Genomic DNA, 5,880 nt, shown 5'->3' with positions numbered 1-5,880 from the left:
CCAGAAAGGAGCAAAACGATTATTAGCCCCAAACTGCGAAGAACCGGAACGACGTACCGTTCCGTCAACAAAGTATTTATTGTGCAAAATAAAATTGAGATAAGCAAAAAATCCGGCTCTTGTCGTCAATTCCTGACTTCCCCCAGGATGAGAATCCTCTTTGTAAGCGCTGGCATATTGTGGGGAATGCAATTCCGGTTTTAAAAATCCGGTTCCGACAAAATTTTGAGATTTACTGTCATCTTTGTAGATATCACCACCCAAATTTACCGTTAACAGACTATTATCCCCAACCGGTTGATTATAACTCATCACGAAATTCCCGCTCAGGTTTAAAGATTTACTGTGACTTTCCTGCAATTGTCCCTTTTTCATCAAATCTTCTTCACTCATGTAAACGGCAGACGTGGGTGAAGTAAAAATCTCGTGATTGGACAAGTTGGAAACGATAGAACCATTAGCCGTCAGGTATAAACCTTTCATGATATCCCAACGAATATTCACATTATTCGTGAACGTATTACTCGATGTTTTGTCGTAATTACCAGCTTTCGCCTCATACAGAGGATTATTGACATCCCAAGTTAATTTTTTTAAAAGAGCCCCGGTTTCATCATAAGGACTATCATATGGATTCAATGTTACATAATCGGAAAAAGTGCCATAAGGACTGTTTTTTGACTTTACCCCGGAATAATTACTTTGATAAGAAACTGTCACTTTATCGGCAATATGATAGGACAAGAATACACTAATACCATAAGTATTCCGGTAGTCACCTTTCATGACCCCCTTCACGTTTCTAATATTGGCATTCACCCGGTAAGTCATATCGTTTCCTTTGCCACTAACTCCTATCGAGTTACCGATTGTATATCCCGTACGCAAAGGCTTGGACATCCAATCAGTATCCATTCCCTTAGAAATCAGTAATTTTTTCCGATTATACTCTTCCAAATCATATTTATTTTCGAAATTATATAAATTAGCTCTTCGTTCAAATTCCAACTTATCGGCAGCATTCAGATAATCATACGTCGACAGATCCGGGAAATCCACCGTACCATCCAGATTGTAAGACAATCGTAATTTATCGTTCAGAATTTTTTTACGCTCGATAACAATAACCCCATTGGCCGCTCTCTCTCCGTATAAGGCAGAAGCTGATGCATCTTTTAACACATCGACCCGTTCAATTTCGTTAATGTCAAGATCATATAAATCCCGAAGCGTGATTTCAAGTCCATCCAGAATAATAATCGGTTGATTGGGATTAACATCCGCCTCGGTTGTCAAAGAAGAAGTCCCCCGGATGACAATCTCCGGAAGATTATTCGGATTCGCCCCGGCCTGATTGTTCTCCACAAGCTTAAGACCCGGTGTCAACATAGCCAAAGCATTGATTAAATTGTTATTGGAAACCGCCTTGATCTCTTCCACTGAAATTGTCTTCACCGATCCGGTAAAACTCTGTTTATTCTTGGTAAAGAAACCGGTAACCACCACTTCTTCCATTTCAGCCTGATCGGGCTGCAGCCTGACTTCAATTTCCTTTTTCCCCTGTACGTTTACTTCAACTGTCCGATAACCGATAAAAGATACTTCCAACACTTGTGCATTTCCGGCTAAAGCCAATTGAAAGCGGCCTTCGAAATCGGTCGCAGTACCCATCCGGGTACCCTTGATTTTAATCGTAGCCCCCGGCAACGGATTTCCTTGCTCGTCCTTCACTATACCCTGAATCACCTGGGAAACAGGAGGTATGGTTTGCCGCACAGGACCGATGACAATAATCCCGTTGCGGTCGGTTGCCACCAAACCGGTTCCCCGGATACAGGCCTCTACGGCTTGCAAAAGAGTTACCTTTTTTACATCGACAGAGACCGGTTCTTTCACCTGCTCCACTTCCTCCCGCTTAAACATCAGCTGTCGGTCGTATTGCCGGTTTAATTCCCGCAGCGCATCCAATACCGTCACCTGTTTTAATTTTAAAGACACATTGGCTTGGGTTGTGGCTTGTGAAAAAGCCGGCCGGTCTGTTAGTAGTAGTCCTGCGATCAGCATCAGACAGCAACACCATAGTTGCCGCCAGGACAAAAGCTTTCCAAACGATTTTTTAGTTTCGTTTTTTTTCATAAATTTGTACATAAAATAGTTAGACAATACCTTGTTTCTGGACAAGGTCTTTATTCCGGAGTTGCTGGCCAAAACAACTCCGGTTTATTTTTCAATCAGATGTATGATATTTCCTTCCCGGCGGAATTCCGGTCCTCCCGCTAATTCAATAGTCTCGAGCACGGTATCCAGGGATTCGTCTTTACTCATCCGTCCACTGAAAGTATGCTTTTCTTTCCTTCCTCCGTCGAATACAAATTCCACTTCATACCAGCGGGACAACATCCGCATAACCACTTCGATATCTTCTTCCTCAAAAATAAAATTCCCATATCTCCAGGCAATCGCATCCTCGGCATTGACAGCTTCCACCTGAATAGCCCCGCTTCCCTTTTCCCAAATCGCTTCCCGTCCCGGAGTCAGCACCACCGCATCACCGCCGTCTGCTACCGCCACCCGGATACTTCCAGTCAGCAAGGTCGTATATACCGATTTCTCATTACGATAAGCCTGTATATTGAATGAAGTTCCCAATACCCGGGTCTGTATCCCTCCGGCTTCCACGATAAAAGGCTGTTCAGGATTCGGAGCCACCTCAAAATAAGCCTCCCCGCTCAATTTCACGATACGTTCTTTTTTAACAAATTCCACGGGATATTCCAACTCGCTGTCCGCATTCAGCCATACCCGGGTCCCGTCGCTCAAAATCAAAGCATACTCTCCCCCGATAGCGGTTACCACTTTATTGAACAGCTCTTCGGTCGCCGGACTATTTTTACTTTCATATATCAGTTGTCCGTGTTCATTTTTAATCACTGCATCCCCTGATTCGATTCTCTGTTCTTTCTTCTGCTCCAAAGCAATCTGTTCACCGGAGTGCAGAATCAGTTTTACCTTAGCAGTCTCTGTTTGTTGTCCGGCCAGCGGCATAGCCTCCGGTACTGCCCGCACACCGGACAATTCCCACAAAACAGTCACTGCCACAGCACAGATACAAGCCGCAGCAGCCACACTCCCCCATAAGCGCATACGCCGGCTCCGTCTGCGTCCCACCAAACTCCGGACGACCGAAATTCGTATTTTCTCATAATCGGTCTCTTTCCCGATCCGTTCTTCTCCTGCTATCCGTTCGCCAATCGCCTCTCCGCGAATAATCCTTTTGTATGTCCGGCGATTCTCTTCGCTCTCGTCGAGCCAGTCCAGCAATTCCGAACGTTCCTCTTCCGTCACATTCCCCAGTTTCACCCGAATGATAATTGTAGCTAAACGATATGCCTTTTGTAAATCCATTTCATGTCCTTTTATATTAAGACACCACAAAAGCAGGCAAAGGATGAATGAAACTTAAAAAAAATAAATTTTAACAACACCTCGAGCAGTCTGCCTCGAAGGGCTGAGATGGTATCAGATTACCGCATACTCGCTCGGGGAGAAACAGTCCGGATTTATGTTGCCGAAGAACAGGTACAGAGGTGCCCCGTCCGATTGGGCCTCCCTGGAGGGGATGCCGCCTATAGAACATTTTCCGAAACTTCTATCAACCACTTCTCGATATTTCGTGTCTTCGCGCTAAAGTTGACGCCTATTTTGAACACCTTGCGCCTGTCTGCCTCGAAAGGAAGGGCATAACGTTTGTCATTGATTTGTTGTAGGGCTTCCTCTGCCGTTCCATTCAGTTTAAATTCCATTACATAGATATAGTCTGAAGTCTTCACCACGAGATCCACCCGCCCCTCAGCAGTACGGTACTCCGTCTCCGTGTAGAATCCTACCAGTTTGAAGACAATGAATAATACATTCTGGTAGTGACGTTCCAAGTCGGTTGCCACCTCGTAGGGCGTGTCGGCAAAGAAACTTCGCAAACGCCTGAAAAAGGCATCCGGTTGCCCCATTTCGATTTCACGGGTGAATTGTTGTATTTCGAAAGGAACTTCTATTTTGTTGAAACGGGTATAGAAAGGCATTAAAAATTTGATAAAACCTTCTTCTACCTCTTTATTCGGGAAACCAAGACGATATAGATCGAATCGTTTGTCATACCCTTTTATCGTAAGATACCCGCTTTGGAAAATAACGGGTATCGGCTGCTCGTCGCCGTAAATGCTATTCAACACATCGGAGTTGGTTTCCTCGTTTGCCATGCGTTCCAAGTCGTAGTGGTAGCGCCTGAGCAATTCCACCAAGTAAGTCGGTGTCCCCGTTTCAAACCAGTAACTGCCGAACTTCATTTTGAAGAAAGTATTGAGCAGGCTGAAAGGATTGTATATGCCTTCGGAATCTTCCACAAAATGATAACCGTCATAACAGGCTTTCAATTCGGCTTTGGCTTCCTCGTAAGTCATTTTCTGCGCCTCGGCTAACTCGTGTAAATCTTCCTCGAAATTGTCCTGAATTTCTTTTCCGGTAATTCCGCATAAGGCAACATAGCGTGCGTCCATGGAAATATCTATCAAGTTGTTCAAGTCGCTGAACACGCTCACTTTGCCGAATTTCGTTACTCCCGTCAGCATGGCGAATTGTATGTAGCCGTCCATCGTTTTGAGCACACCGTAGAAAGGTTTCAGCGTGTTGCGATACGCGGATTGCAACTCTTTGTTGCCGATGGCTTGCAAAAGCGGTTTGTCGTATTCATCGACAAGGATGGCTACCCGCTGACCGGATTGCTGGCTGGCACGTTCCACGATACCCTTGAAGCGTAGGGCGAGGGTCGTCTCCCCGACACCGGTGCCGTACGTAATCTCCCATTTGGACAGGGCTTCCTCAAGGATTTTGTCCAAACTGTCCGGAGCATCATATTTCCCGATATTCAGATCAAGATGTAACACAGGGCGGCGTATCCAATTCTTTTCCAGCTGCGCCATTGCTAGCCCCTCGAACAACTCCTTTTTCCCGAGGAAATAGGCTTCCAGCGTGGAAATCAGCAGGCTTTTCCCGAAACGGCGCGGACGGCTGAGGAAATAATAACTGCCCGTTTTCACCAATCGGTAAATTAAAGCCGTTTTATCGACATAGTAATAACCCTCGTTGCGGATTTTCTCGAAATTCTGAATGCCTATCGGATATATCTTGTCGCCCATGCTTGCGGATTTTTAATTGTTTTCCAAAACAAAGTTACCGATTATTTCCTGATTCCACAAATCGGGATGATTTTAATCACTATATTTGTCTTGCCAAATGAAGGTCACAGCCCATGAAAGAATATGCAGAATTGGAAAATTTTATCCGCAAGCATTATGCGGCTTTATATACTTCTGCCCTAAAGTTCGTCAAATCGGAAGCTGTCGCCCAGGATATTGTTCAGGAAATCATCATCCGCTACTGGGAAAACCAGGAAAAATACAACACAATCGAATCGATAGAGAATTTTCTCTTTGTCTCGGTTAAAAATGAAGCCCTGAATTATCTCCGGGGCATCGAAAGGGAAAACAACCGTTATGCCCGCCTCGAAAACCCGGAATCCGAGGAACCCCAGATTTTCAATTTATTCATCGAAGAAGAAACCAACCAGATGTTGCTGACCGCTATCGGCCAGCTACCGGAACAAAGTGCCCGAATCATCCGTCTGGCCTTATCCGGTTTGGAAAATAAGGAAATCTCACGTTTGCTGGATGTTTCAGTCAACACGGTAAAAACCCTCAAATACAGTGCCATCCGGAAACTGAGGGAACATTTTCAAAAAAAAGCTATTTAGGAATATTCAGTAAATGTCCCTATAAAATACAATGGCATATGAAGATGCCCCAGTATAATCACTTCATATGTCAT

At 44.7% G+C, this 5,880-nt stretch carries 4 protein-coding genes; 1 reads left to right on the top strand and 3 read right to left on the bottom strand.

Features of this window, described 5'->3' with window-relative positions:
* From WS42_RS13995 to WS42_RS13985, 3 genes are all read right to left on the bottom strand, one after another.
* The coding region (locus tag WS42_RS13995; protein WP_286728698.1) for a SusC/RagA family TonB-linked outer membrane protein at window positions 1-2,136 on the bottom strand (2,136 nt) is incomplete at its 3' end.
* A gap of 84 nt (window positions 2,137-2,220) precedes the next feature.
* Window positions 2,221-3,405: a FecR family protein gene (locus tag WS42_RS13990; RefSeq protein ID WP_022159373.1), complete on the bottom strand. Its 1,185-nt coding sequence runs from the start codon at window positions 3,403-3,405 to the stop codon at window positions 2,221-2,223.
* A 221-nt stretch (window positions 3,406-3,626) separates the two neighbouring features.
* Window positions 3,627-5,192, bottom strand: coding sequence for a PD-(D/E)XK nuclease domain-containing ATP-binding protein (locus tag WS42_RS13985; protein ID WP_013611941.1), 1,566 nt, complete (start codon window positions 5,190-5,192; stop codon window positions 3,627-3,629).
* Between the two features lie 113 nt (window positions 5,193-5,305).
* Here WS42_RS13985 and WS42_RS13980 point away from each other — a divergent pair, with 113 nt between their 5' ends.
* Window positions 5,306-5,806, top strand: a complete 501-nt coding sequence (locus WS42_RS13980) for a sigma-70 family RNA polymerase sigma factor (RefSeq protein WP_013611942.1) — start codon at window positions 5,306-5,308, stop codon at window positions 5,804-5,806.
* Window positions 5,807-5,880 lie beyond the last annotated feature (74 nt).

The sequence above is a fragment of the Odoribacter sp. N54.MGS-14 genome, assembly GCF_000980295.1.
Lineage (GTDB): Bacteria > Bacteroidota > Bacteroidia > Bacteroidales > Marinifilaceae > Odoribacter > Odoribacter splanchnicus.
The sequence above is the reverse complement of the archived record's forward strand: the minus strand, read 5'-3'. Positions and strand labels throughout refer to the sequence as shown.

Bases quoted from the DNA above. Each gene is read 5' to 3' on its own strand.
- WS42_RS13980 (WP_013611942.1), top strand. From the start codon at position 5,306: ATGAAAGAATATGCAGAATTGGAAAATTTTATCCGCAAGCATTATGCG.
- WS42_RS13985 (WP_013611941.1), bottom strand. From the start codon at position 5,192: ATGGGCGACAAGATATATCCGATAGGCATTCAGAATTTCGAGAAAATC.
- WS42_RS13990 (WP_022159373.1), bottom strand. From the start codon at position 3,405: ATGGATTTACAAAAGGCATATCGTTTAGCTACAATTATCATTCGGGTG.